29 protein-coding genes and 2 tRNA genes are annotated in these 24,846 nt (G+C 64.8%); 13 read left to right on the top strand and 18 right to left on the bottom strand.

Translation table 11 applies throughout. The features are described 5' to 3' along the window. Positions 1 to 61: 61 nt before the first annotated feature. Entirely contained in the window at positions 62 to 1,516 is a 1,455-nt protein-coding gene (locus tag MUU56_RS01960) for a TrkH family potassium uptake protein (RefSeq protein WP_244765657.1), read from the bottom strand. A 260-nt stretch (positions 1,517 to 1,776) separates the two neighbouring features. Between MUU56_RS01960 and ilvA the strand changes: the two genes are divergently transcribed. The 3 genes from ilvA to MUU56_RS01945 all read left to right on the top strand — a co-directional run bounded on the left by ilvA (position 1,777) and on the right by MUU56_RS01945 (position 4,854). Continuing rightward, positions 1,777 to 3,024 (top strand): threonine ammonia-lyase, encoded by a 1,248-nt coding sequence (gene ilvA / locus MUU56_RS01955; RefSeq protein WP_244765656.1) that lies wholly within the window; start codon positions 1,777 to 1,779, stop codon positions 3,022 to 3,024. Positions 3,025 to 3,138: 114 nt separating this feature from the next. Then, positions 3,139 to 3,453, top strand: a complete 315-nt coding sequence (locus MUU56_RS01950; RefSeq protein WP_244765655.1) for an HlyU family transcriptional regulator — start codon at positions 3,139 to 3,141, stop codon at positions 3,451 to 3,453. A gap of 153 nt (positions 3,454 to 3,606) precedes the next feature. Further along, positions 3,607 to 4,854 carry a GGDEF domain-containing protein gene (locus MUU56_RS01945; RefSeq protein WP_244765654.1) on the top strand — a complete coding sequence of 416 codons (1,248 nt, stop codon included), beginning with the start codon at positions 3,607 to 3,609 and terminating at the stop codon, positions 4,852 to 4,854. A gap of 37 nt (positions 4,855 to 4,891) precedes the next feature. On the opposite strand, the gene MUU56_RS01940 is transcribed toward MUU56_RS01945, so the two are convergent. After that, the gene (locus tag MUU56_RS01940) at positions 4,892 to 5,353 is read right to left on the bottom strand and encodes an Lrp/AsnC family transcriptional regulator (protein WP_244765653.1); all 462 of its coding nucleotides are present in this window, start codon (positions 5,351 to 5,353) and stop codon (positions 4,892 to 4,894) included. Between the two features lie 164 nt (positions 5,354 to 5,517). On the opposite strand from MUU56_RS01940, the gene ald reads away from it, so the two are divergent. Beyond that, positions 5,518 to 6,636 carry an alanine dehydrogenase gene (gene ald, locus MUU56_RS01935; RefSeq protein WP_244765652.1) on the top strand — a complete coding sequence of 373 codons (1,119 nt, stop codon included), beginning with the start codon at positions 5,518 to 5,520 and terminating at the stop codon, positions 6,634 to 6,636. Between the two features lie 48 nt (positions 6,637 to 6,684). On the opposite strand, the gene MUU56_RS01930 is transcribed toward ald, so the two are convergent. The 8 genes from MUU56_RS01930 to MUU56_RS01895 all read right to left on the bottom strand — a co-directional run bounded on the left by MUU56_RS01930 (position 6,685) and on the right by MUU56_RS01895 (position 13,854). Next, positions 6,685 to 7,152, bottom strand: a complete 468-nt coding sequence (locus tag MUU56_RS01930; RefSeq protein WP_244765651.1) for a DUF1203 domain-containing protein — start codon at positions 7,150 to 7,152, stop codon at positions 6,685 to 6,687. 71 nt (positions 7,153 to 7,223) lie between these two features. Further along, on the bottom strand, positions 7,224 to 8,258 hold the full coding sequence (locus MUU56_RS01925; protein ID WP_244765650.1) for a phosphotransferase enzyme family protein: 1,035 nt from the start codon (positions 8,256 to 8,258) through the stop codon (positions 7,224 to 7,226). A 199-nt stretch (positions 8,259 to 8,457) separates the two neighbouring features. Beyond that, the gene (locus MUU56_RS01920) at positions 8,458 to 9,018 is read right to left on the bottom strand and encodes an OmpA family protein (protein ID WP_244765649.1); all 561 of its coding nucleotides are present in this window, start codon (positions 9,016 to 9,018) and stop codon (positions 8,458 to 8,460) included. 99 nt (positions 9,019 to 9,117) lie between these two features. Next, positions 9,118 to 9,708 (bottom strand): GNAT family N-acetyltransferase, encoded by a 591-nt coding sequence (locus MUU56_RS01915; protein WP_244765648.1) that lies wholly within the window; start codon positions 9,706 to 9,708, stop codon positions 9,118 to 9,120. Continuing rightward, on the bottom strand, positions 9,708 to 10,562 hold the full coding sequence (gene sseA / locus MUU56_RS01910) for a 3-mercaptopyruvate sulfurtransferase (protein WP_244765647.1): 855 nt from the start codon (positions 10,560 to 10,562) through the stop codon (positions 9,708 to 9,710). Before sseA ends, MUU56_RS01915 begins: the two co-directional genes overlap by 1 nt. Before the next feature lie 117 nt (positions 10,563 to 10,679). Beyond that, the gene (locus MUU56_RS01905; protein ID WP_244765646.1) at positions 10,680 to 11,417 is read right to left on the bottom strand and encodes an alanyl-tRNA editing protein; all 738 of its coding nucleotides are present in this window, start codon (positions 11,415 to 11,417) and stop codon (positions 10,680 to 10,682) included. Positions 11,418 to 11,422: 5 nt separating this feature from the next. Beyond that, complete coding sequence (locus tag MUU56_RS01900) at positions 11,423 to 12,463, bottom strand: cysteine synthase A (protein WP_244765645.1); 1,041 nt, start codon at positions 12,461 to 12,463, stop codon at positions 11,423 to 11,425. Between the two features lie 125 nt (positions 12,464 to 12,588). Beyond that, positions 12,589 to 13,854, bottom strand: coding sequence for an SAM-dependent methyltransferase (locus tag MUU56_RS01895; RefSeq protein WP_244765644.1), 1,266 nt, complete (start codon positions 13,852 to 13,854; stop codon positions 12,589 to 12,591). Between the two features lie 229 nt (positions 13,855 to 14,083). On the opposite strand from MUU56_RS01895, the gene MUU56_RS01890 reads away from it, so the two are divergent. Further along, positions 14,084 to 14,293 carry a hypothetical protein gene (locus tag MUU56_RS01890; protein WP_244765643.1) on the top strand — a complete coding sequence of 70 codons (210 nt, stop codon included), beginning with the start codon at positions 14,084 to 14,086 and terminating at the stop codon, positions 14,291 to 14,293. A 77-nt stretch (positions 14,294 to 14,370) separates the two neighbouring features. Then, entirely contained in the window at positions 14,371 to 14,562 is a 192-nt protein-coding gene (locus tag MUU56_RS01885; RefSeq protein WP_244765642.1) for a hypothetical protein, read from the top strand. An 84-nt stretch (positions 14,563 to 14,646) separates the two neighbouring features. On the opposite strand, the gene MUU56_RS01880 is transcribed toward MUU56_RS01885, so the two are convergent. Further along, positions 14,647 to 14,721, bottom strand: a tRNA-Asn gene (locus MUU56_RS01880). A gap of 164 nt (positions 14,722 to 14,885) precedes the next feature. On the opposite strand from MUU56_RS01880, the gene MUU56_RS01875 reads away from it, so the two are divergent. Further along, positions 14,886 to 15,170, top strand: coding sequence for a hypothetical protein (locus MUU56_RS01875; protein ID WP_244765641.1), 285 nt, complete (start codon positions 14,886 to 14,888; stop codon positions 15,168 to 15,170). A gap of 69 nt (positions 15,171 to 15,239) precedes the next feature. Then, complete coding sequence (locus MUU56_RS01870; RefSeq protein ID WP_244765640.1) at positions 15,240 to 15,716, top strand: DUF2938 domain-containing protein; 477 nt, start codon at positions 15,240 to 15,242, stop codon at positions 15,714 to 15,716. A gap of 208 nt (positions 15,717 to 15,924) precedes the next feature. Here the strand turns inward: MUU56_RS01870 and MUU56_RS01865 are convergent, their stop codons facing one another. Both MUU56_RS01865 and MUU56_RS01860 read right to left on the bottom strand, forming a co-directional pair. Beyond that, the gene (locus MUU56_RS01865) at positions 15,925 to 16,203 is read right to left on the bottom strand and encodes a hypothetical protein (protein ID WP_244765639.1); all 279 of its coding nucleotides are present in this window, start codon (positions 16,201 to 16,203) and stop codon (positions 15,925 to 15,927) included. A gap of 384 nt (positions 16,204 to 16,587) precedes the next feature. Continuing rightward, positions 16,588 to 16,917 carry a hypothetical protein gene (locus tag MUU56_RS01860; protein WP_244765638.1) on the bottom strand — a complete coding sequence of 110 codons (330 nt, stop codon included), beginning with the start codon at positions 16,915 to 16,917 and terminating at the stop codon, positions 16,588 to 16,590. Between the two features lie 332 nt (positions 16,918 to 17,249). Between MUU56_RS01860 and MUU56_RS01855 the strand changes: the two genes are divergently transcribed. Further along, positions 17,250 to 17,744 carry a YciE/YciF ferroxidase family protein gene (locus MUU56_RS01855; protein ID WP_244765637.1) on the top strand — a complete coding sequence of 165 codons (495 nt, stop codon included), beginning with the start codon at positions 17,250 to 17,252 and terminating at the stop codon, positions 17,742 to 17,744. A gap of 82 nt (positions 17,745 to 17,826) precedes the next feature. Here MUU56_RS01855 and MUU56_RS01850 read toward each other — a convergent pair whose 3' ends face one another. Further along, positions 17,827 to 18,030, bottom strand: coding sequence for a hypothetical protein (locus MUU56_RS01850; RefSeq protein WP_244765636.1), 204 nt, complete (start codon positions 18,028 to 18,030; stop codon positions 17,827 to 17,829). Positions 18,031 to 18,113: 83 nt separating this feature from the next. On the opposite strand from MUU56_RS01850, the gene MUU56_RS01845 reads away from it, so the two are divergent. Continuing rightward, entirely contained in the window at positions 18,114 to 18,320 is a 207-nt protein-coding gene (locus tag MUU56_RS01845) for a hypothetical protein (RefSeq protein ID WP_244765635.1), read from the top strand. A gap of 175 nt (positions 18,321 to 18,495) precedes the next feature. Here the strand turns inward: MUU56_RS01845 and MUU56_RS01840 are convergent, their stop codons facing one another. The 4 genes from MUU56_RS01840 to exbB all read right to left on the bottom strand — a co-directional run bounded on the left by MUU56_RS01840 (position 18,496) and on the right by exbB (position 21,071). Then, positions 18,496 to 18,984: a hypothetical protein gene (locus MUU56_RS01840; RefSeq protein WP_244765634.1), complete on the bottom strand. Its 489-nt coding sequence runs from the start codon at positions 18,982 to 18,984 to the stop codon at positions 18,496 to 18,498. Between the two features lie 310 nt (positions 18,985 to 19,294). Further along, a tRNA-Cys gene (locus tag MUU56_RS01835) sits at positions 19,295 to 19,368 on the bottom strand. Between the two features lie 187 nt (positions 19,369 to 19,555). Next, positions 19,556 to 19,993, bottom strand: a complete 438-nt coding sequence (exbD, locus tag MUU56_RS01830) for a TonB system transport protein ExbD (RefSeq protein WP_244765633.1) — start codon at positions 19,991 to 19,993, stop codon at positions 19,556 to 19,558. A gap of 4 nt (positions 19,994 to 19,997) precedes the next feature. Beyond that, positions 19,998 to 21,071, bottom strand: a complete 1,074-nt coding sequence (gene exbB / locus MUU56_RS01825; RefSeq protein WP_244765632.1) for a tonB-system energizer ExbB — start codon at positions 21,069 to 21,071, stop codon at positions 19,998 to 20,000. 328 nt (positions 21,072 to 21,399) lie between these two features. On the opposite strand from exbB, the gene MUU56_RS01820 reads away from it, so the two are divergent. The 3 genes from MUU56_RS01820 (at position 21,400) to MUU56_RS01810 (ending at position 24,769) form a co-directional block, all read left to right on the top strand. After that, complete coding sequence (locus MUU56_RS01820; RefSeq protein WP_398430730.1) at positions 21,400 to 22,050, top strand: protein-L-isoaspartate O-methyltransferase family protein; 651 nt, start codon at positions 21,400 to 21,402, stop codon at positions 22,048 to 22,050. Positions 22,051 to 22,308: 258 nt separating this feature from the next. Further along, positions 22,309 to 23,709: a TolC family outer membrane protein gene (locus tag MUU56_RS01815; protein ID WP_244765630.1), complete on the top strand. Its 1,401-nt coding sequence runs from the start codon at positions 22,309 to 22,311 to the stop codon at positions 23,707 to 23,709. A 289-nt stretch (positions 23,710 to 23,998) separates the two neighbouring features. Then, positions 23,999 to 24,769, top strand: coding sequence for a PopZ family protein (locus MUU56_RS01810; RefSeq protein WP_244765629.1), 771 nt, complete (start codon positions 23,999 to 24,001; stop codon positions 24,767 to 24,769). Positions 24,770 to 24,846: the final 77 nt, after the last annotated feature.

Below are 24,846 nucleotides of genomic sequence, written 5' to 3'. Positions count from 1 at the left end.
TTGGCGGCAGGATGCGAAGAAGCATGGCAACAGTCAAGAACGCCCGCAGGTCGTCGCGCGATCAGTTCTTCCAGAAGAGCGGCGTCAGGATGACGAGCACGGTCAGGATTTCGAGGCGGCCGAGCAGCATCAGGAAGGAGAGCACGTAGAGCGCCGCATCGTGGAAGACCGCGAACGTGCCGGCCGGGCCGATCGCCTGCGTGATACCGGGGCCGACATTCGACAGCGAGGTGGCGGCCGCCGAGACGGCCGTCAGGACGTCATAGCCCATCAGCCCGAGCACGATCGCCCCTACCGCGGAGAGCGCCACATAGGTGATGAAGAACAGGAAGACGCCGCGCTGGAAATCGGCGTCGACCGTCATCGGGCCGTAGCGGACGGCATGAATGCCGTCCGGATAGATCAGGCGGTAGAGGCCGGTGCGGATGAAGTTGAAGAGGATGATCAGGCGATAGGCCTTCAGGCCGCCGGAAGTGGAGCCTGAACAGCCGCCCATGAAGGTGGCGACGAAGGCGAGCGCCACGATGAAATGGCCCCATTGCGTATAGTCGTCGCTGGCAAAGCCGGTCGTCGAGAGAATGGAGGCGACCGTGAAGAAGGAGTGGGCAAGCGCCTCGTGGAAGCTGACGCCGTTCTCCAGCCGCTGGAATATGCTGGCCGCGAGCGCGAAGAGCACGAGATAGCCGAGGAAGACGCGGATCTGCGGATCGCGCCAGGCATCGATGCGCCCGCGCACGACGAAGAGGATGAGCAGCGAGAAGGGCAGGCTGGAAAGCGTCATGAAGAAGGTGGCGGCCCACAGCAGCGGCAGGCTCTTGAAATAGCCGAAGGAGGCGTCGTGCGTCGAAAGCCCGCCGGTCGCGACCGTCGACATGGCGTGGTTCAGCGCGTCGAAGCGGTTCATGCCGAGCGCGGCGTAGATCACGGCGCACAGCAGGGTGATGCCGATATAGAGGGCGAGGAAGGCGCGGGTGTAGCTTGCGATGCGGGCGAAGGGCTTGTCGGCCGTGTCCGACGATTCCAGCTTGAAGAAGGACATGCCGCCGACGCGCAGATACGGCATGATGAAGAGGCCGAGTGCGAGAATGCCGATGCCGCCGAGCCAGTGCAGCAGCGAGCGCCACATCAGCACGCCGGGCGGCGCATGGTCGAGGCCGACGATGACGGTGGAGCCGGTCGTGCTGATCGCCGAGACCGATTCGAAGAAGGCCTGCGCGAAGGTGAGGTTCAGCGAGGACAGCCAGAGCGGGATGGCGCCGATGATGCTGCCGGAAAGCCAGAGCATGTTGACGACCAGAAAGCCCATGCGCTTGTTGAACGGCGGCGGGCCGGCGCGCGTGGCCGCGGCGGTGGTGAGCGAGAGACCGCCGGTCATGAAGGCGGAGAGAAAGAAAACCTCCGAATCGGGGTGGCCGTAATAGACGTCGATGAGTGCCGGGATCAGCATCGCCACGGAAAGGTAGATTCCGCTGATCGCTGCGATGTTGATGGCTGATCGGAAGATGGTGGCGTTCAAGTTCTGGTCTCGAAGAGGCCATGGTGGCCAGGGCGGGTGGTAACCGTCGCGTCGATATGCCATAGCCTTTGCATCGTCCAAACTCAAGGATGGCGCGGCGGCGCGGTCCATCCGGTTCGGGCGGGTTCTGCTTCGTGGGCCCCGCGGCCGCGGGGCGTCGGAAAGGTTTGAAGAATGACCGGCTTTCCCTGCCTCTGTCCTCTCCCGAAGGCAAGACACGCAGCATTTTGAACCCAATCCTATCGAACACGGACCAGAGCATGACATCCGACGTCGACACGGCCATGGAGGCCCTGCGCGGACTCTTCCCCGAAACGCCGCTCCAGCTGAACGAACACCTTTCCGCCCGCTACGGCGCGGAGATCTACCTCAAGCGCGAGGACCTCTCGCCGGTGCGCTCCTACAAGATCCGGGGGGCGTTCAACTTCTTCCGCAAGGTTCTCGCCGACGATGCCGGTGCGCGCAGCTTCGTCTGCGCCTCGGCCGGCAACCACGCGCAGGGCTTTGCCTTCGTCTGCCGCCATTTCGGCGTGCCGGGCGTGGTCTTCATGCCGGTGACGACGCCGCAGCAGAAGATCGACAAGACGCGCATGTTCGGCGGCGACTTCGTGACGATCAAGCTCATCGGCGACTTCTTCGACCAGTGCTACAAGGCCGCGCGCGACCATGCGGAGGCGACCGGCGCGCTGATGGTGCCGCCCTTCGACCATGCCGATATCATCGAGGGGCAGGCGACGGTGGCCGCGGAATTCGTCGCGCAGCTGCCCGATGGCAGGCTGCCGGACCTCGTGGTGCTGCCGGTCGGCGGCGGCGGCCTTGCCTCCGGCATCACCGGCTATCTCGACGGCAGGATGGGCCCGTCGAGCTTTGTCTTCTGCGAGCCGGCCGGCGCGCCGAGCCTGCGGCGCAGCCTCGAAAGCGGAACCGTGGTGACGCTCGACCAGGTCGACAATTTCGTCGACGGTGCCGCGGTCGGCCAGATCGGGGCGCTGAACTTCGCCGCGCTCAGCCGCTTTTCCGCCGACCAGGTGATGCTGCTGTCGGAGAACGCGATCTGCGTGACGATGATCGACATGCTGAACGTCGAGGGCGTGGTGCTGGAGCCGGCCGGCGCGCTGTCGCTGACGGCGCTGGACGCGCTGGGCCGGGAGGCGCTGGAGGGCAAGACGGTCGTCGCGGTCGTTTCCGGCGGCAATTTCGATTTCGAGCGCCTGCCCGACGTCAAGGAGCGGGCCATGCGGCATGCGGGGCTGAAGAAGTACTTCATCCTGCGCCTTGCCCAGCGCCCCGGCGCGCTGCGCGATTTCCTCAACCTGCTCGGCCCGGACGACGACATCGCCCGCTTCGAATATCTCAAGAAATCCGCCCGCAACTTCGGTTCGATCCTCATCGGCATCGAGACCAGGGCGCCGGAGAATTTCGCCGCGCTGAAGAAGGCCTTCGACGGCGCGGGCCTGCGCTACCAGGACATCACGGAAAACGAGATTCTGGCCAATCTCGTGATCTAGCGTTCCGCATCCGCCCGCCGCGGCCTTCTGCCGAAGGGGGAAGGGCGCGGCCAGGAGGCGAGTATCCACAGCTCTCCCCTTGGAGGCTGCCGCGGCCTGTGTTAGCAATCGGCCATGGCATCGTTCTTTTCAAAACTCTTCGGTCGCGGCGGCGACTCGGCAGCTCCGGCGAAAGTCGCGGAGGAAACCGAGGCCTACAACGACCTCACCCTCGTCGCGGCCCCCATTGCGGAAGGCGGGCAGTACCGCCTTGCCGGCAGGATCGAGAAGCGGGATGGCGAGCGGGTGCTGACCCGCAGCTTCATCCGCGCCGATCTCTTCTCCTCGCGGGACGATACGGTCGCCTCCACCTTCCGCAAGGCCAGGCAGATTGTCGACCAGCACGGCGCCTCGCTCTTCGGCGACGGCGTGGAAAACCGGCAGGTCTGAACGTCGCCGGGCGGATTTTCGCCCGCCGTTGTGAAAAATCGCAAGGAAGCGCTGGAGAACCGGCGCGATTGCCTGTATCCGCGGGAAAACGACTTGTTGCGACTCTCGCGCCGGGTTTAGCTGGCGGGCAGTCGAGGATGCTGCGGACCGCCCATGGGTATTGAAAACCTGATCCTGCTTCTCATAGAGGCCGGGTTCTACTTCGTCTTCATGGTGGGCCTCCTGCACCTGCGCCATCAGTTGGGCATCGGCGTCTTCATCGCCGCGCTCGGCGTGATGCATTTTCTGGAGACCTATCTTGCAGCGGTCTTCTACATCGAATTGCCCTTCGGCGTCATCTCGCCAGGCTCCTCGGTGCTGTTTTCCGGCAAGCTGATGATGATCCTCCTGCTCTATGTGAAGGAGGACGCGGCGGTGGTGCGCGCGCCGATCTACGGCCTGCTCGCGGGCAACTTCCTGACGGTCGGCCTCGGCTTCTTCCTGCGCCATCACCAGACGATCGGCGTGGTGCCGGGACGCATCGCCGATCTCGCCTTCATCGACGAGATGGGCTGGCTGATGCTCTGGGGCACGACGCTGCTCTATCTCGATTCGCTGGTGATCATCCTGCTCTACGAGCGGCTCGGGCGGGTCTTCAGGAAGAGCACGGCCATGCGGTTCTTCGTCTCGGGCGTTGCCGTGCTCACCTTCGACCAGATCGGCTTCTTCGCCGCGCTGCATTTCCTCAACGGTGCGCCGCCGGAGGTCTTCTGGGGCGGCTGGATCGCCAAGATGATGGCGGCGAGCGCCTATGCGGTGCTGATCACCATCTATCTGCATTATTCGCGCATCTCGGCGATTCCCGTCTCGCCGCGGCCGATATCGGATATCTTCGCCGATCTCACCTTCCGCGAGCGCTACGAGGACCTGCTCGACCGCTCCGGCCGCGACGCGCTGACGGGGGTCTATGATCGCAGCCGCCTGGAGTTCGAGGCGCCGCGCATCCTGTCGGCCATGCTGGCGGAGGGCAAGCCGATGGCGCTGATGATCATCGATGCCGATCATTTCAAGCAGGTCAACGACCGCTTCGGCCATCTTGCCGGCGATGGCGTGCTGAAGGAGACAGCCGCCTGCCTGCAGCGGGCGCTGCGCGCCGGCGACCGCCTGTTCCGCTTCGGCGGCGAGGAGTTCGTGGTGATCTGCGAGGACATGCCCCCGGCGGTCGGTGCCGATCGGGCGGAAATGCTGCGCCGGACCGTCGAGGCCGAAATCCGCCGGCCGGACGGCGTGACGGTGACGGTCAGCATCGGGGTCGCCAACAGCTACAGCGACGGCACGACGCTGAACGCGCTGCTTTCGGCCGCCGATGCCCGGCTCTATGCCGCAAAGAATGCCGGCCGCAACCGGGTCGTTTCAAGCTAAGGCCGATTTGCCCGGAATGGCGTGAAACCGGAATGACCTAGACCCCGACATTCGGCCGGTCGATGATCTCGCGCAGCGCGAAGCTCGAATTGATCTTCACCACATGGGGCAGCGCCGACAGCCAGTCGCGGTGGATGCGCTCGTAGTCCTCCAGGTCCTTGGCGGCGACACGCAGGATGTAGTCGTATTCGCCCGACATCAGGTAGCAGACCAGCACATTGGGGCAGAGCTTCACCGCCGCCTCGAATTCCGCGAGCGTCTTGGCGAACTGGCCGGACAGCGAGATGTGCACGATGGCGATCATCTTGTAGTCGAGCGCCTTGGGCGAAATGCGGGCGTGATAACCTGTGACGGTGCCGGATTTTTCGAGGATGTCGAGACGGCGCGAGCAGGCCGAGGGCGACAGGCCGACGCGCTCGGCAAGCTCCGCGTTGGAAATCCGCCCGTTCTGCTGGAGAGCCTTGAGGATCGCAGTATCGATTGCATCCAAATGCGCCATTCGAATTTCCTTCGAAAATCATGCTGATATTCGGAGAATATTCGACAGCCAGGCATTTCGCAAACCGGCTTTGCAAGGACATTGCGCCCGTCCTCTGCTTCCATGGTGATCCCGCCGGGAACGGCGGCAAGCAAAAACGGGAACAGACTGGGAAAGGAACGCGCATGCGTGTCGGTTGTCCGAAGGAAATCAAGAATCATGAATATCGGGTGGGTCTGACGCCCGGTGCCGTGCGCGAATATGTGGCCCACGGCCACGAGGTTCTCGTCGAGACCAAGGCCGGCGCCGGCATCGGCGCAGATGATGACGCCTATCGCGCCGCCGGCGCGAGGATTGCCGCCACCGCGGCCGATATCTTCCAGAAGTGCGACATGGTGGTGAAGGTCAAGGAACCGCAGCCCGCCGAATGGGCGCAACTCCGCGACGGACAGATCCTCTACACCTACCTGCATCTTGCGCCCGATCCGGACCAGACCAAGGGTCTTCTCGCCTCCGGCGTCACCGCCATCGCCTATGAGACGGTGACGGACGAGCGCGGCGGCCTGCCGCTCCTTGCGCCCATGTCCGAGGTCGCCGGCCGCCTCTCCATCCAGGCGGGCGCGACGGCCTTGCAGAAGGCCAATGGCGGCCGCGGCATCCTGCTCGGCGGCGTGCCGGGCGTGCTGCCGGCCAAGGTCGCGATCATCGGCGGCGGCGTCGTCGGCCTGCATGCGGCGAAGATGGCGGCCGGCCTCGGCGCGGACGTGTCGATCCTCGACCGCTCGATCCCGCGCCTGCGCCAGCTCGACGACCTCTTCGGCGGGCGCATCCACACGCGCTATTCGACGATCGACGCGCTGGAAGAGGAGGTCTTCTCCGCCGATCTCGTCATCGGCGCGGTGCTGATCCCCGGTGCGGCGGCGCCGAAGCTCGTCACCCGTGAAATGCTCTCGGGCATGAAGAAGGGCGCGGTCATCGTCGACGTCGCCATCGACCAGGGCGGCTGCTTCGAGACCTCGCACGCCACCACCCATTCCGACCCGACCTACGAGGTGGACGGCGTGGTGCACTATTGCGTCGCCAACATGCCGGGCGCCGTGCCGGTCACCTCGGCCCACGCCCTGAACAATGCGACGCTGCACTACGGCCTGCAGCTTGCCGACAAGGGCCTGAAGGCGATTGCCGAGGACCGGCACCTGCGCGCCGGCCTCAACGTGCACAGGGGCCGCGTGACGAACCGTCCGGTCGCCGACGCCCTCGGCTACGAGGCCTATGCGCCGGAAGCGGTGCTCAACGTCGCCTGACCGGGCACGCAGCGAACAGGACGAGGCCCGGAGCGATCCGGGCCTTTTTCATGCCCGCTCGACGCGGCACTGGTAGCAATTGTTGCGGGCCGAGCGGATGTGCAGGTAGGCGACATCCTCCCGGTCGAGCAGCGTTGCGGCATAGGCCGGTATGTCGGGCGTCGGCACCACGGCGCCGGTGCCGTAGAGGATGCGGTCTTCCGCCGAGTAGCCGCGCACGATGTAGTCGCGGCTTGTCAGCATCGGCGGCGGGGTTTGCGAGGGCGCGTGGGCGGCGCAGGGCTCGGCATGGAGGAAGATCGGCCCGGTTTCCGCATAGGGCTGCACGGCCGGGAAGGGACGGTGCGCCAGGATGAGATAGGGCTCCCCGGCGCCGACCAGCCGCAGGCAATGGCGGCAGGGCACGCCGGTGCCGTTGGAGACATGTCGTTCCGGGGCAAGGCCGTAGGCATCCGTGCCGCCGGCCCAATAGGCGGCGGCGGTTTCGGTCGGCAGGGGCAGGAAGCGGATGGACATGGCGGGGGCTCCGGTTGACGTAGCGATACCTTCCCGCCTTTGCCGCGGCCGCGACACCCGTTTCTTGCGGCTCAGCCCGGCTTGCGGAAGAGCTTGTCGCACTGCTCCAGCAGGCGCACGGGGTCGATCGTCCGCTCGGCAAGGCAGAGGCCGACCATGGTCCTGGCGATATGCTGGTAATAGGCCTCGTTCTCCCGGGCGGAGGCGATGTTCTTGGCGATGGCCGCACGCCGGGCCACCACCCGTTTGCGCAACGGGGACGGCAATACGCGCTCGCCGGTTGCCAGCACGCGATCCCGGATGGCGAGGTGGCGGATGCGCCTCTGCCGCGCGGCGAGCAGGCGCGTCGCCGCGGTGAAGACGAGGTCCGTCGCGTGGCGCTGCCAGATATCGGCAAGGGCGGCCGGGCAGGCGGCGAGGTAGCCCTGGAGCAGGCTTCGCCGCTGCGCGCCCTGGCGACAGAAGGGGCGCATCAGCGTGGCGGCAAGCTCGATGCCCGAGACGTCATAGGTCATCAGCTCGTAGTCGATCAGGCCGATCGCATGGTCGCCCTGCTCGATGATGTTGCTGCCGTAGAGATCGCCGTGGGTCAGCTGGTTGGCGGGCAGGCGGCGCATGCGGGCAAGGCTCTCCTCGATCCAGCGCCGCTCCTCGGGCGTGTGCGCGGCACCGGCGAGGGAAAGATAGGCCTCGTGCGGCAGCACGGGGCGGCGCCGCTCGAAAAGCGCGCCGGCTGCGGCGCCCTCGATCGCGTTCAGCTTCGCCAGTGTCCCGCCGAGCGCGGCGAGGGCCTTCGGATGGGCCTTGCGCGACAACGGCGTGCCCGGCAGGAAGGAGAGCGCCAGCCAGTGGCCGCCGGCCCGCAGGGCCTCGCGCCGCGAGTGGGTGCCGGCACAGACATGCTGGGCGGAAATGCCTGCTTCCTGGAGCTTTCGCACCGCCGCCTCGAAGCGGTCCTTCGTGGACTTGCGCAGGAAGAAATGCAGCACATAGGTCTGCTGCTCGAACTCCACGATGCGCTTCTGGATGCTGAGGCGCCGCTTGGTGTGCAGGATGCGCACCCGCTTGCTGAGCAAATCGCGAAGGTCGGGCGTGCGGCTGTCCATGCGAGCGAGAAATTCCGTTTGTCTGCCGATCGATCCGTCCACCGGATCCATCGCCTCCGGAATTGCGCGTGACAGTCATATGGCACAGCTGTGACGGCGTTTCCAGCGGCGAATTGGTCCGGACCCGTCGCCCGAAACGCAATCACCGCGGCTGCCGGAGGACCGGGCCGCGGTGATCGTCACGGATTTGTCGCGGATTTTAGCGCACGAACTCATCGATGCGGCGCAGCGTCACGCGCCGGTTGCGCCATTCCTCGCTGAGCGTCTGGACGAGCAGGTAATCCTCGCCGTAGCCGACGGTTTCGAGGGCGCGGGAGGGAATGCCGAATTCCTGCACGAGCAGCCATTTCAGCGATTCGGCACGGCGCTCCGAGAGGATCTGGTTGGAGGCGGCGGACCCGACGGCATCCGTATGGCCCTCGATCAGGAAGACCGCGCGGCGGCGACGGTTGAGGAGCTGCTCCATGGCGCGGGCGATCTGGCGCACCTTGCGGTATTCCGAGCGCGGAATCTCCGCGGAGCCGAAGGCGAAGTTGATCGACTGGATGTTGATCGACGGCGCGGCGCCGCGCAGGTCCGGCCGGCGCTTGAATTCGCGCACCGTCACCCGTTCCTCCTCGCGCAGGCGGCGCGTGGGGGCCGCGTCGAGCCGGCGAAGGATGATTTCCGAGGACGGCGTTTCCTGCGCGAGCGCGAGGCCCGGAAGGGCGGGAACGGCGAGGGCGGTGGCGAACGCGGTCAGAAAGGCGCGACGTTGCATGGCAGTGTTTCCTTGCTCGATTGATCGTCTGTTGGCCGGAAAGTGCCACGGACGAACTGAAGCGGACCTGAACCGTCCGTTGGGTTCCGTTCAGAATGATTAACGCGGTTCGGAGGGCGGCAGGCAGTCCCGCTTGGCAAGCGCCAGGAGCTCGGCGTCGGACAGCGGCACGAGTTCGGTATCCTTCGTGCCGACCGGCGAGAAGCCGAACATCTGGTAGAGCTGCAGGGCGCGCGGATGGTCGAGATTGTTGGTGTCGACCGTCACCCGCTTCGGGCCGAGCGCCCAGGCGGCATAGAGCGTCTGGAGCAGGAACCACTTGCCGATGCCAAGGCCGAGCGCCCGCTCGAACAGGCCGAAATGGGAAAGCTCCACCACAGCGTCGTCGACCTGCAGCAGTTCGAAGAAGCCGGCGGGCGCGCCGTTTACGTAGAGCACCGTCACGCTGTTGCGCTTGTCGTGAAGCGTCGCGGCCAGCGTCGCGTCGTCCATGCGCAGCCGGTCGACCCAGTGCCAGCGTCCGCCGACCTGCCGGTAGAGGAAGCGATAGAAGGCGAGCGGGATATCGGGCGCGTTGAGGATGGCGGTGTGCACGTTGACCGGCACCGGCAGGCTCTGCTTCGGCGGCGCGGTCATTTCCAGCGTGGTGACATGCACGGCGATCGGCGCAGGCTGGGACTTCTTCGCCATCAGTCTTTCCCCGTCACCACGGGCGTGTCGTCCCGCCCGCCCCATTCGGACCAGGAGCCGTCATAGAGCGTGTTGTCCTCGTGGCCGAGCGAGTGCAGGGCCAGTGTGATGATGGCGGCGGTGATGCCCGAGCCGCAGGTCGTGACGACCGGCTTGGAGAGGTCGATGCCGGTTTCCTCGAAATGCCGGCGCAGGCTGGCGAGGTCCTTGAACCGCCCGCCCTCGGAAAAGCTGCCCGACGGCATGCTCTTTGCGCCCGGCATGTGGCCGGAGCGCATGCCGGCGCGCGGCTCGGCCTCCTCGCCGGTGAAGCGGCCGGCGCCGCGGGCATCGGCGATCTGCCTTGCGCCGGTCGTGACGATGCCGCGCATCTCCTCGAAGGAGGTGACGGCATAGGGGTTGAAATTGGTGTGGAAGACGGCCGGTGCCGGTTCCGGCAGGTCGGTCTGAAGCGGCCGTCCCTCCTTCTTCCAGCCGTCGAGGCCGCCATCCAGCACGAAGACGTTCTTCGCGCCCATGGTGCGGAACAGCCACCAGACGCGCGGGGCGGTGAAGATGCCGGGGCCGTCATAGACGACGATGGTGTCCGTATCGGAAATGCCGAGCTTGCCGACTTCGGCGGCGAAGAAGTCCGGCGAGGGCACGGTGTGCGGCAGCGTGCCGGAATGATCGGCGATCACGTCCTGGTCGAAGAACACGGCGCCGGGAATGTGGCCTTCGGCATATTCGGCCGCGCCGTTGCGGTTCTGTGCGGGAAGGTACCAGGCGGCATCGACGATGCGGAATTCCGGCGCGCCGAGCTGCTTTTCCACGAAATCCGCCGAGACGACGAACCGGCTCCTGTCGTTGGACATGGTCTTCTCCTATGAGGCCGGCAGGGCCCGGCATGCGCGCATTGCGCGAAGGGCACTGCAAGAAATTGAATATGCTGGAAAATATCCTAGATCGATTTTGCTGTGGAGCCTATCCCGTCAAGCCTCCGGCGCACCGAAGCGGATGCGGAACCGGCGGTTCTCCTTACCTTTTTTCTCGATCTTGGTGATGTGGATGGCGCCCACTTCCTGGGTTTCGGACACATGGGTGCCGCCGCAGGGCTGGCTGTCGATGGCGGAGTTCTCGCCGATGCACACGAGGCTGACCCGGCCGAGGCCCATCGGCGGGCGCACGTTCTTCGATTTCACGATGCCGGGATTTTCGGCAAGCTCCGCGTCGGTGATCCACTGCACGAAGACCGGATGGTTCTCCGCAACGAGTGCCATCAATCTGGCCGTCACCTCGTCCTTGTCGATCGTCTCCGTCATGTCGAAGTCGACGCGGCTGTCCTCCTCGCCGACGGCCGCGCCGGTGATCGGGTAGGGACAGACGACGGAGAGCAGGTGGCAGGCGGTGTGCATGCGCATCAGCTTGTAGCGGCGCGCCCAGTCGATATGGGCGACCACCGTCTCGCCGACGACCGGCAGCGCTTCGCCTTCCAGCGGGCGATGGAGGATGATGTCCTTGGTCGCGCCGGTCACCGCCGGGCCGAGCGCGATGCGGCTGCCGTCGGCGCGCTCCAGGAAGCCGGTGTCGCCGGGCTGGCCGCCCGACGTCGCGTAGAAACAGGTCTGGTCGAGCTCGATGCCGCCGTCCTGGTGCACCGCCGTCACCACCGCCTCGTTCGTCGAAAGATAGAAATCGTCGCGGAAGAGGGCAGTGGTGGTGAGGGACATGGGACCTATTCGACCGGCTGGTAGGGGACCTTGATCCCCGATTTCGCCTTCAGCCATCCCGGAACGGGCAGGCTCTTCGAATTGAGGAAGTCCGCGTTGAAGAGTTTCGACTGGTAGCGGTTAGCATAGTCGCACAGGATCGTCACGATCGTGTGGCCGGGGCCGAGGTCCCGGGCGAGCCGGATCGCGCCGGCAATGTTGATGCCCGAGGAGCCGCCGACGGCGATGCCTTCCTTCTCGATCAGGTCGAAGACCAGCGGTACGGCCTCCGAATCGGGGATCTGGTAGGAATAGTCGGGCGTGAAGCCTTCGAGATTGGCGGTGATGCGGCCCTGGCCGATGCCTTCGGTGATGGAGCTGCCGGAGGATTTCAGCTCGCCATGCGCATAATAGTTGTAGAGGGCGGCGCCGTCCGGATCGGCAAGCGCGATCTTGATGTTGGGATTCTTCGCCCTGAGGCCCGCCGCGACCCCGGCAAGCGTGCCGCCCGAGCCGACCGCCGAGACGAAGCCGTCGACCTTGCCGTCGGTGTCGCGCCAGATTTCCGGCGCCGTCGTCTCGATATGGGCGTCGCGGTTGGCGACATTGTCGAACTGGTTCGCCCAGATCGCGCCGTTCGGCTCGGCCTTGGCGAGTTGCTCGGCAAGGCGGCCGGAGAGTTTTACGTAGTTGTTCGGGTTCTTGTAGGGAACGGCCGGAACCTCGACGAGCTCGGCGCCGAGCAGCCGCAGCGCGTCCTTCTTCTCCTGGCTCTGGGTTTCCGGGATGACGATGACGGTGCGATAGCCGAGCGCCTGCGCGACGAGGGCAAGGCCGATGCCCGTATTGCCCGCCGTGCCCTCGACGATGACGCCGCCCGGCCGCAGGGCACCGGAGCGCTCCGCCGCCCGGATGATCGAGAGCGCCGCGCGGTCCTTGACCGACTGGCCGGGGTTCAGGAATTCCGCCTTGCCGAGGATCTCGCAGCCCGTCGCCTCCGAGGCCTCCTTGAGCCGGATCAGCGGCGTGTTGCCGATTGCATCCAGAACGGACGGAAGAATTGCCATGGGACCCGAGCCTCGCGTTGTATGCCTAGATTGGAAAGCGTCTTTTCGGCCGGCAAGCGGCGCTTTGCAAGAAATCGTGTTCCCATGGAGCGATCTTCCAGAGGGATTTTTTCCATGGCGGGCCGTCAGGCGGGGGGCCGCGTGTAGACCACTTGGCGAACGTCGATGTTGCGCGCCCGGAAACCCGCCTCGCAATAATAGAAGTAGAACTCCCAGAGCTTGCGGAAGCGCTCGTCGAAGCCGAGCGGAACGATGCGCTCCCAGGCGGCCCAGAAGCGGTGGCGCCATTCGGCGAGCGTGCGGGCATAGTCGTGGCCGAAGCCGATGTCGGAGGCCGTTGCGAGCCCGACCTGCCTGCCGAGGGAGGCAAGATGCTCGCGGGTCGGCAGCATGCCGCCGGGAAAGACGTATTTCTGGATGAAATCCGGATTGGCCCGGTATTCGGCATAGGCCTCCTGCAGGATGGTGATGATCTGCAGGCCCGCCCGGCCGCCCGGCTTCAGGCATTCGCTGAGCTTTGCGAAATAGGCCGGCCAGTAGCGTTCGCCGACCGCCTCGAACATTTCGATGGAGACGATGCGGTCGTAGGTGCCGGTCTCGTCGCGGTAATCCTGGAATTTCAGCTCGACCCGGTCGGCAAGCCCGGCCTTCGCCATGCGCTCGCGCGCGAAGGCGAGCTGCTGGCGGCTGATCGTCAGGCCCGTCACCTTGCAGCCGATCTCGCTGGCGGCGAATTCCGCAAAGCCGCCCCAGCCGCAGCCGATTTCCAGCACATGATCGTTCGGGCCGATGCCGGTCGCCTCGGCGAGCGCGCGATATTTCGCGACCTGGGCCGAGGTGAGGTCGTTCGCCCCGCGCGAATAGAGCGCGGAGGAATAGGTCATCGTCGGGTCGAGCCACTGCGAATAGAACTCGTTGCCGAGATCGTAGTGCGCCGAGATGTTGCGCTTGGAGCCGCGGCGGGTGTTGGCGTTCAGCCAGTGACGGAACTTCTCCACGAGGAGGAAGAGGCCGCGCGGGCCGTTGGTGTAGCTGCGGCCGACATTCGTGTTGACGAGGAAGAGTTCGAGGAAGGCGCCGGCATCCGGGCTCTCCCAGTCGCCGTCCACGTAGCTTTCCGCGACGCCGATCGTGCCGGCGCTGACGGCGCGGTGCACGAGGTTCCAGTTGTTGAGCCGGACGATGGCGCGGGGACCTTGTGTCCTGCCGCGGATCACGAAGGTCTGCCCGCCGGGAACGGTCATCGCCAGCGCGCCGGCCTCCAGACCCAGCAGGCCGCGCAGCACCATCCTGGCGCGCAACGGCAGGCGCTTCGTGCGTTCGGCAAAATTGGCGGCCGTCAGTGTATCGTGGTCTGAAAATGCCTTTTCTGAAATCATTTCAGTCGTCATCGATTGCCCCTCTGCCAACCCGACGTTGGGTGAAGGCTATCGTCAATGGCGCCGAACGCCAAGACGTGAATCATGACAGACCGGATCATGAAGGGGCCTGTCGCGGATCGCAAAAAGGGAAGGGTTTTAACGATCTGTTAGCAAACGTGGTTAATTTTGCGTCTATCCGGCGTGTCGATGGGAACGCAAGTCCCGCCCGGCCGTTTGGAGGGAAACTGGAGACAGCATCATGTTTTTCGGACTTTTTCAGGTGAACCCGGCCATGCCCGAGGACGACATCGCAACCGGCACCTATGCGGATGGTGTGGTCGGAACGCCGCTTGCCGACCGGACGGCTCCGCCGCGCGACCGCAGCCAGGCCTTCCGCCGCACCTTTCCGGACCGGGATTACGGCCTCTCCCGCAAGGCCGGCCAGTCCGGCGCCGGAATGGTGGCCTGACACGAAGGGTGCCGGGAACAAAGGCTTGGCCCGGCGCATTCTTCCTTTGTTCGAATTCCGAACGGAGGAGGCCCCCGATGACGCATCACATCGACAATCGCCAGTTCACGCCGCGCCAGCCTCGCCATGTCCTCGACGTCATCGAACATTGCCGCAGGAATGGGCTGGACAAGGCCGAGGAACGCAAGCTGCTCCGGCTCTTCGGCCGCTTTGCCAGCCGCCACGAACTCCAGATGAACACGAAGCGCCCGCCGGTCAGCCCGCGCTAGGCAATGCGGCTTCATGGAGCGGAAAATCTGTCGATGGCTGAAAAGCAGAAGGGCCGCGCTATCCAGCGCAGCCCTTCAAGAATCTGGCTCCCCGGGCCGGATTCGAACCGGCGACCTGTCGATTAACAGTCGAATGCTCTACCGCTGAGCTACCAGGGATCATCCGCTCGCCGCGGAGTGAGCGCGTAATACAAATGCCTGATCGATTTGCCAAGCGCTTTTTGACAAAAAAATGCACGAGACTTGATTGATTGTGGAGAAGTCTCCAACTGGGGGGTGGACGAGCCTTGGAAAACCAGGCGTTTGGGTGAAACGGACGGCGGATGACGACGCGAAAAACAAATATGCATTTCGGGATAGACCCCCGCACGCGGGAGATCGTGATCGGCTCTTTTCGGATGAAACTGCCGGAATCGCGCTGGCTTCGCACCACGATCGGCGTCCTTCTCATCGTCGGCGGCCTCCTCGGCTTCCTGCCGGTGCTCGGATTCTGGATGGTGCCGCTCGGCCTTCTGGTGCTCTCGCACGATTCTCCCTTCGTCCGCCGCCAGCGCCGCCGCCTCGCCGTTTGGTGGGCCACCCGCAAGGCGCGGCGCAATGCACGCTGAAGGGCTTTGTTGCATCGCCGATGCGGACCTGCTCTAACCGGGCAGGCAAGGTTTGGGCGAGGGGCGCATATGGAATTGCTGTTGAAGGGCGTGGCGATCGGCATCGGCGCCACCGTGCTGATGGACCTGTGGGCGGTTGTCCTCTGGAAGGTCTTCCGCCAGGCGCGGCCGAACTGGGCGCCGGTCGGCCGCTGGTTCTGGCACCTGAAGAACGGCACCGTTTTTCATGACGATATAAGCAGGGCTGAGCCCTATGCGTCCGAGCTCGCGCTCGGCTGGGTCGGCCACTACGCCGTCGGCATTCTCTATGGCGTGATTCTGGCGCTGCTCGTCGGGCAGGCCTGGTTCGCCGCCCCGACCTTCCTGCCGGCCTGGATTCTCGGCATCGTCACCGTCGGTGCCGGCTGGTTCCTCCTCCAGCCCGGCCTCGGCATCGGTGTGGCGGCGTCGAAGCTTCCCAATGCCAATCAGGTGCGGTTCCTCAATCTGGTTTCGCACACGGTTTTTGCCCTGGGGCTCTACGGAACGGCATTGTTGCTGCGGTGAGGGCAGGGCGCCGGATCGCGGCGGTCAGTCGTTTCGGCGGTCTCTAGGAGCATATGGGACGGCCAGCGTGGTCTCGCGGCAGCGACGTGACGTCAATCGGTCGCCCGACCCCGATCTAACGTTATCGGCAGTCGCGTCCCGCGCTGCTTCTGACAGGTTGTGGTGGCTTCGTCCATCCATCACGGCCTTTTCGCGAGCCTTGAACCGCTTACCGCCCCAAGCCGAACTCGACGATGTCGATTCTGCGCCGGGAGAGCAGTTCCAGGGAACGATCCGGCGCGATCCGGTAGACTTCCATATATTCATCGCCGAACCGATCGCGGAACCGGTGGTCGAACGTGCTGCCGATCGGCGCCTTCGTCAGCTTCGTGCGCGGCTGGCCCTTGTAGATGATGCTCCCCGGGATCGGTTCCAGGGCGGCCGCGGCCGTGCAGCCGGTCAGGGCAAAGGCAATGGCGATCGCCGCGACGGTTTTGAGGCTGGGCATCGAAATCTCTCCTTATCTCGCTCGCATCGGCCGTATGTCGGCGGCCTTGAGGGTCCCGCAGCACGGGGGCGACATGATGGTGGCGATCCGGTCGCACCTGTTGCTCAGGAGTGTATTCAGTGCCTCGACATCTGCGAAGGCGAAGAAGCCGGGCACGATGAAGGTTGTCGCCCGCCTCCTCGCGGGAAATTCAGACCTCATTCCCCGATCATCTCTGGTTGACGAATTCAACAGCATCCATCTTGGCCGTCAGGCGAAGGCCATGCGATGCGGAGTGCCGATGAGCGACATAATCGACGACGGCGCGACGACCACGAAAGGAGAGGGCCGGCGGATGGCTCGGGAGTTGCTGCCCAATCGCCACGACGCCGGCCCAAGCAGATTTTACCGCCCCTGTATCACGCGAATGAACCTCGGGCTCTTTGTTCTGAAATCGCTGTAGGTGATGCGGCCGCTGGCGATACCGTTGAATGCGCGCTGGCAATAGATCCGGGCGACGTCGCGGCGGGGGCTGACATTCATGATCTTCGCCATTTCCGCCTTGCGCGCCGGTGACGCGCGGCGAGCGCCAGCATAGCACTTGTTGACGCCATCACGCTTGGCGGCGGGACTGCCCCTGACAATTTCCTGAGCACGGTTATAACTGGTCTCCGTGACACACCCCGTGATGAACAGGGACGCAGACGCAAGGGCTACAATCGACAACAGCCGCATATAATCCTCCTTTCGGTAACAAACGAGACAGACGATAACGTTTGAGATCCAGAGTTCAATGGATTCGTTGCGCAGCTATTGCTTCGTTCTGACTTGCCACGCCGAACCTTGCATTCGGCGCGATAGGAGAATACGCCGTGAGAGAGGTCGTTCCAGTCGCCTTTTATTCCATTCCGTGTCCAGAGCCGTAAGGCTGGAAACTTGGCGTCAGGGGCGCCACTAGGCAGCGCGCCAACAGCGCGCGACGGACATAGCGACAACCAATCTCTTCGGAACGTTTCGCCGCCTTCACGATTTCTCTACCGCATTTCATCTTGCAAAGGAGAGACATCATGAAATCGCTGGCTGATATCTTTGAGCACACCCTTCAGGACGTCTATTACGCAGAGAACGCGATCACGAAGGCCCTGCCCAAGGTCGCGAAGGCCGCCAAGAGTGCCGAGCTGAAGAAGGCGGCCGAGGAGCACCTCTCGGAAACCAAGGACCAGATCAAGAAGCTCGAGCAGGTCTTCAAGTCGATCGGCAAGAAGGCGTCGGGCGAGAAGTGCGATGCCATCGAAGGGCTGATCAAGGAAGCCGACGGCCTTATGGAAGAAGCACAAGGCACTGCCCTTGATGCCGGCCTGCTTGCCGCATGCCAGGCTGTCGAGCACTACGAGATCGCGCGCTACGGCTCGCTTCGCGAATGGGCGAAGGATCTCGGTCATGACGAGGCGCACAAGCTCCTGAGCGAAATCCTCGACCAGGAAAAAGCGACCAACAACAAGCTGACGAACCTCGCCGTGACCGCCATCAACAAGACGACGACCGCCAAGAAGGCGGCCTGAACCGCACGACGGGACGCTGCGACACATCGAACGTCATCCACCAGACATCGAGAGCCGGGCTTGATACCCGGCTCTCGTTCATCTAGTCGCCGCTTTTCCCAAGACCTGGCGGTCCATCCAGCCGACCCGTGGTCGCCGCCAGCGCGCCGATCGCATCCAGCGCAGTCGCCAGGCCTTGCATCAACAGGGCGATGTCGCGCTCTTGGCCAGTTTGGCTGGTCTCCAGCGCTCGCTTCCGCAACGCGGCACTGTCCGTTTTCAGCCGGTTAAAGAGGTTGTCGTCCATGATGTTCTCCTTAAACTTGTTTGTGCCAAGTTTGAAAAACGTACGGCGCATCCTGGGGTTCCATCCGGGCGGGATGGCGTCAGATGTCGGTCACCATTGACGGGTCGGAACGAGGTCACGCGATGCGGTATGAAAATCAGGTCGAATCCTTTGAAGACCCAAAGCCAAATCGATTGCATGAGGAGCGCGCAAGCCGTCGGATACTGTTTGCCCTGCTGGTAGCGGGCGCTGTGGTCGCAAGTCTCTACGGGCTCGGTCTGGTTTTGGCGTCATCCATGGGCGGCGTATAGGCGTCGATGCCTGGGAAGGCGATTTCGCATAAAGGCAGGGGCGGGCCTTCCGGTGAATCGAGAAGGCCCGCCCCACCCAAGACTCCGCCAGGGGACCATCGCGGAGGCGCATCCGTAACCGGCGGCCCTGCACGATGTTCCGGAAGCCCGGGACATTTTTTCGTCGCCGGCCTCGTTATGTCCCAAAGAGCAGGAACGGCGGAACGCTGAGTGCCGTCAGCCCCGCGAAGATCAACACAGCCGCCGCCATCAGCGTCTTGTCGGTTTCCTTCCGCTCCTTCGCTCTTTCCAACATTGCAGTTCCTCCACGATGAAACTTTGGCGCGTCAATCCGGACGCGCGCGCTTTGTTCCATCGTTGCCCGGAAACTCGTCCACCATCCGAAAAACACGCCTTTGAAGGTCTCAGGCGTTGAACGGACGGAGCAGTCTTTCACGGAAAAGCCGGATGACGCCTCCGCCGTGGAACATCGCGACCTCATCTTTGTTTTCAATAAATCACGAAAACAAGGGAGGGTGAGATGTTTCAGGCATCTCTCGGCGGCGGCTTCGGCGCGCAAGAATACGGCCTGCGCGCCTCTATCCGAGCCGCGATCGCCTATGACGAGCTTTGCTCCGGTCACAAGATCGAACTCGTCTTCGAGGCGCAGGCCATCGTCATCCACGGACGCGTGCCACCGGATGTGGCAAGGCGTGTGCGCGTGATCATCTACGAGGTTGCCGGGCCAACGCCTGTGTGGGACCGAACTTTCTGGTTGGGCTGAGTACAGCGACTGCCGCACGAACCCTTCGGCTTCACCCGCGCCGCCGGTCCCGATCTGGCTCGGGGTGCCAGCCTCGAACAACGCCGCGGCTCATTGCCCGGCCGGCGAGCTTGAACTGCCAGCGCAGAGAGGCGCAGTCCGCCGGCGGCACAGCCACATCTGAAAAATACATTCGTATTTTCAAATAATTACGATGCGTTTTTGAAGGGAATGGAGGCCTCGCCGAGAATCGAACTCGGGTGCAAGGATTTGCAGTCCTCTGCGTAACCACTCCGCCACGAGGCCGTCCGTTTGCTATAAAGCGAGTGGTGCCGGGCGTTTAGAACGAATTGAGAAAGGGCGCAAGGGGCTTATTCCGAACACGCAATTTTTTTCATTCGCGCTCGTCTTTGCTTCCGCCTCGGCCAGAGATCCGACATGCGATGGAAGGGCGCCGGGGCAGGGCGGCGCGCCCGCAGGCGCGCGCCACATTTTATTGTTGCTGCGCCGGGGCGCCGCCTTCGAGGCCGACGAGGGCGATCTTGCCGTATCCGGCCCCGCGCAGAAGGTTCATTACATCCATGACATTGCCGTAGTCGACCGCCTTGTCGGCACGCAGCAGGATGCGGGCATCCTTGTTGCCTTCCGTCACCGCGTCGAGTTCCGGGCCGAAATTGTCGCGGGCGATCTCGCCATTGCCGATCGAGACCGTCAGGTCCTTCTTCAGCGTCATGAAGACCGGCTTGTCCTCGCGCGGCGTCGGCTGGGCGACGGAGGAGGGCAGGTCGACATTGATGTCGACGGTGGCGAGCGGCGCGGCCACCATGAAGATGATCAGCAGCACCAGCATGACGTCGATGAACGGCGTCACGTTGATCTCGCTGTTCTCCTCCAAGTCGTCGCCACCGCCTTCCTTGATCTTGCTCGCCATGACGTCACCCGATCTTCACGACGGAGCCGGCGGCGCGTTCGCTGCGCTGCGCGCCATGGCGCAGCGAGCGGCGCACGTCGAGGTCGCGGCTGGCCAGCCGCTCGATGGCGGCCGAGGCGTCGCCGAGGTTCTGGCGGTAGCCGGTGATGGCGCGGGCGAGGAAGTTGTAGATCACGACGGCGGGAATGGCGGCGACGAGGCCGATCGCGGTCGCAAGAAGCGCTTCGGCGATGCCGGGCGCGACGATGGCGAGGTTCGTGGTCTGGGCCTTCGAGATGCCGATGAACGAATTCATGATGCCCCAGACGGTGCCGAACAGCCCGACGAAGGGCGCGGTGGAACCGATGGTGGCGAGCAGGCCCGTTCCCTTGGCGATGCGCCGGCCGGCATGGACCTCCATGCGGGCGAGGCGCGAGGAGATGCGCTCCTTCACGCCGCCGTCCGAAACGTGGTCGAGCACCGCCTCGGAGGCATCCATTTCCTCGCGGGCGGCGCGCGTCATGCGGGCGACCGTGCCGCGGTTGCGGCCGAGCGCCTGTTCGCCGTCCTCGAGGCCGCGCGCGACGATCAGCTGCCGCACGGCGCGGCTTGCCGAGCGCTGGGCGGCGGCCAGCTCGGCGAGCTTGGCGAGAAGCACGGCCCAGGTGACGACGGAGGCGAAGGCAAGGCCGATCATCACGCCCTTGACGACGATGTCGGCGGCCATGAACATGCCCCAGGGGGAAAGGTCGTGCGGCAGGCCGGCCTGCCGCTCGCCCGTCGCGGCATCGTCGACGGCGTCGAGCTCGGTCGCTTCCTCGCCGTCCGCCATCCCGTCGGCTTCGCCCGCGGCGGTCGTTGCCGCGTCGCCCGTCGTGGGCCGCGAGGTCGTTTCCGTGGTGGTTGTCGCCGCCGCGCCGTTCGTCGTGTCGCCGGCGGGCTGTCCGGCATCCGGCTGGCCGTCCGTCTGGGCGGCGGTTCCCTGGGCCTGGCCCTGGGTTGCCCCGGTCTGTGTTTCCTGGGTCTGGGCCAGGGCGGCCGGCGGGGTGGCGAGCGCCATCAGGATGATCGCGAATAGCAGTCGAGACCGTTTCAGCACGGCGTATTCCTCTTGCATGTCTCAATTTAAACGGTGCCCATCCGACAAACGGGCATGGCGCGGACGCCAGGCGCCGCTAAAACCTGACTGCTCAATACGACATTATGGAGGGGACAGGCAATAATATGTTGAGTAATTTATTCATGATAAACCCTGGAAATTCCGGCGGGCGATCCGGGCGAAACCGCGGGAGCGCGGTTTTTGCGCGCAGACGACCGCCGCCTATGGACACCCGGCCCGAAACCGCTCTAAGAGGATTGCGACGCATCCGGCATCGCAACCGGGCCTTCGTGCCGCGGTCTGCCGCTTACTCACAGGGCTAGAGATGATTGACTACAAAGCAGCGCGCACGAAGATGGTGGACAACCAGATCCGTACGACGGATGTGACGGCGCACGAGGTGCTCGACGCCTTCCTGACCGTCGCGCGCGAAGAGTTCGTGCCCGCGGCCGTCAAGCCGCTCGCCTATATCGACGACGATATCCAGATTGCCCCCGGCCGCTACCTGATGGAGCCGTCGCCGCTCGCCAAGTTGATCCAGCTTGCCGAGATCGCCGGCACCGATGTCGTGCTGGAGGTCGGCTGCGGCACGGGCTATGCCTCGGCCATCCTGTCGCGTCTCGGCAGCTCCGTCGTGGCGCTGGAGAGCGACGCGGAACTGGCCGCGCGCGCGACGGAAACGCTCGCCCGCCTCGGCTACGACAATGTCGCCGTCGTCACCGGCGATCTGGAGGCCGGCTATGCGCCGGAAGCACCCTACGAGGTCATCTTCGTGCATGGCGCGGTGGAATTCGTTCCGGAGGCGCTCTTCGCCCAGCTGCGTGATGGCGGCCGCCTCGTCGTCGTCGAGGGCTACGGCAATGCCTCGCAGGCCCGTCTTTATATCAAGGAAGGCGTGCACGTTTCCGAACGCAACGTCTTCAACACCGCCGTCAAGCCGCTTCCGGGCTTCCGCAAGGCGAAGGAATTCGTCTTCTGAGCCAGCGCCGGCGCGCATCGTTTCGATCGGCCCGTTTGTTGCACTTTCGCAACGGGCCGGTCCTATTGTCGTTACCAAATCCTTCCTGATGGGCCTGACGACTGTTCCTGATTGAACGAAGAGGCATTATCGCGGGCGGAGCGGATCCGTCCGCGGCCGGCCGCCGATGCCGGATGGAGTGTGCCCGGCCTTCGTGCCGGTGAGAAGTGTGTAAAGGCAGCTCCCGCGACGGGCTGGCCAGGATCGGAGTTTCGTACTGTGTCCCTTCTTCGTCGAACCGCCCTTGCGCTCGCGCTCGCCACTGCCGTCCATGTCCTGCCGCAGGCGGCCCTGGCCGAGACGCTGGCCGGCGCCATGGCCAAGGCCTACGAGAACAACCCCGACCTCAACGCCGCCCGTGCCGCACTGCGCGCCATCGACGAGAACGTGACGATCGCCAAGGCCGGCATGCGGCCGCATGTGACCGGCGTGGCCGAGGTGGAGGGTACCCGCACGAACCTCGACGTTCGGCCGGCGGCCAACATTTTCGGGCAGCGCGCGGGCCGGCAGACCGATTACGTCGCCTCCAGCTACGGCATCACGATCAGCCAGCAGGTCTTCGATGGTTTCCAGACGCTCAACCGCGTCAGGGCGGCCGAGGCGAATGTTCTGGCGAACCGGGAGTCGCTGCGGGCCCAGGAGATCTCCATCCTCCTTGCCGCGGTGGAATCCTATTCGAACATTGCGCGTGACCAGCAGATCGTGTCGATCCGCAAGAAGAACATCGCCTTCCTCCAGGAGCAGCTCAGCGCCGCGAATGCGCGCCTGAATGTCGGCGAAGGGACGCGCACGGATGTCAGCCTCGCCGAGGCGGAGCTTGCCTCCGCCAAGGCCCTGCTCACCGCCGCCGTCTCCTCGCTCAAGCAAAGCGAGGCGGCCTATGTGCAGATCGTCGGTGAAATGCCGAAAGGCATCAAGCAGCCGTCGCCGGCCAAGAAGGCGATGCCCAATTCGCTGGACAATGCCGTGGCGACCGGCATGCGCGAGAACCCGAACATCCTGGCGGCCATGCGCAGTGTCGATGCCGCGGGCTTCAGCGTGAAGGAGGCCGAAGGCGCCATGTTGCCCGGCGTTTCCCTGCAGGGCAGCGTCTATAAGTCCGTCAATACCGAGGATGGGCCGAGCGACAGTCTGCAAGGCACCGTGTCCGCCCGGCTTACCGTCCCGATCTATCAGGGCGGCGCGGAATACGGCCAGATCCGCCGTGCCAAGGAGCGGTTCGGCGAAAGCCAGCTGCTGGTGGATTCCGCCCGCATGGAAGTCCAGCGCACGATCGCCACGGCGCATGCGCAATACGAAGCGGCCAAGGCCTCGATCGCGGCCATCCGGGTGCAGATCGACGCCGCCAACCAGGCGCTGAGCGGCGTCATCGAGGAGCGCAATGTCGGCCAGCGCACGACGCTCGACGTGCTCAACGCCCAGCAGAACGTGCTCGATGCGCAGGAGGACCTTGCCGCCGTGCAGCGCAATGCGGTCGTGGCGAGCTATTCGCTGCTGGCCGCCACCGGCAGCCTGACGGTGCGCAGCCAGGGCCTGGAAGTCGCGGAATACCGCGCCGAAGTGCACTACGAGGCCGTCAAGGACAAGTGGTTTGGCCTGCGGACCGTCGACGGTCGCTAGGGTCTGTACTCCATAGGGACGGGCCACCTGATCGCAAACAATGCTCGACAAGGCCAAGGGGCCTTGCCTTGCGCTTGTTTGCTTCCATCCAATCCCGTCCATGACAACAGAACACCTATCCTGTACAGACCCTAAGCCTCGCCCTTGGCAGGGCAAACAAATCTGTGCATCACTCGTAACACATGATTCGCGGCGATTTAGTTCGCCGTCGAACTCGCCTAGGGTTTTCGGGATGTCCGGCAGGTCCCGCAGCGGCTGGCCATGGACGCCGCAGAGAACGGGGATAGAAATGGCTCAGCCAAATGTCGCGCGTGAACCGTCCATGGATGAAATCCTGGCGTCCATTCGCAAGATCATCGAGAACAACGAAGCCATGCCGGATCTTGCGGCCGATGCCGCGGACGACGGGGGCTTCGACATCACGACGGGGAGCGAGGGCCGCACCCTGCTCGATCATCCCGGCGTGATCGAACAGGGGCATGCCGAGGAGCATGCCTCCGCTGCGATCCAGCCGATCCCGCGTGCCGAACCGGTGCAGGGCGGGCAGCCGGCCCTGTCGCTTGCCGATGTCGCCGCCCGCGTTCGCGCCGCCTCCGAGCGGCATGTCGCCAGCCGTGACATGCCGGAGCGCGAACCCGTTTCCGCCGAGCCGGTGCAGATGCCCGTGCGGGAGGAAAACCCGATCGTGACCGCGCGCATGGCGGCAAGTGCCGGCCGCACCCTGCCGGCGTTCGAGGCCGTCGCGAAGGTTGAGCCCGTTGCCGAGGACGTGGTGGCGCCGGCCGTCGTGCCCCATGCCGAGGAACGCGCCGCCCAGCCGGCTGCTGCCGGCCGGGATGTCGCCGCGATCGTCTCTCCGGCCGTCGGCGAGCGCGTGGCCCAGTCCTTCGGCGCGCTGGCGCAGGCGCTCGACGCCGGCCCGCGCCGGTCCTTCGACGAGATCGCCGAGGAGATGCTGCGCCCGATGCTGCAGGAATGGCTGGACGACAACCTGCCGACGCTCGTCGAACGCCTGGTGCGCGAAGAGATCGAACGGGTGGCGCGCGGCCCGCGCCGCTGACCGACGCCGCCAATTCTCCAAAAGATTGGTTTAAGCCGCGCCGGAGCCCCCGGGGCGGCTTTTCTTCTGATATTGTT

This window comes from Shinella yambaruensis (assembly GCF_022899355.1).
In the GTDB taxonomy this organism is placed as follows: Bacteria; Pseudomonadota; Alphaproteobacteria; order Rhizobiales; family Rhizobiaceae; genus Shinella; species Shinella yambaruensis.
Note: the sequence above shows the minus strand (reverse complement) of the source record. Positions and strands in the feature narration are given on the sequence as shown.